Raw genomic sequence first — 309 nt, forward strand, 5'->3', positions numbered from 1 at the left:
TGGCCTTGATGGCCTTGATGGCCTTGATGGCCTTGATGGCCTTGATGGCCTTGATGGCCTTGATGGCCTTGGTGGCCTTGATGGCCTTGATGGCCTTGGTGAGTTTGATAAAGAACAGCTTGCGGATGAATGTGGTGGTGACCGTGGTGATGTACTTGTTGTTGATGACCGTGGTGACCTTGGTCATGATGGTGTCCATGATGACCGTGGTGACCTTGGTGATGATGATGTCCATGATGACCGTGGTGACCTTGGTGATGATGGTGTCCATGATGACCATGTTGGCCTTGATGATGGTGATGTCCATGA

1 pseudogene is annotated in these 309 nt (G+C 51.5%); it reads right to left on the bottom strand.

What is annotated here, in order from left to right:
- Positions 1-309 (bottom strand): annotated as a pseudogene (locus tag MR160_RS34240) (hypothetical protein); the annotation flags it as partial.

The sequence above is a fragment of the Bacillus cereus group sp. BfR-BA-01382 genome (assembly GCF_022663475.1).
Lineage (GTDB): Bacteria > Bacillota > Bacilli > Bacillales > Bacillaceae_G > Bacillus_A > Bacillus_A thuringiensis_S.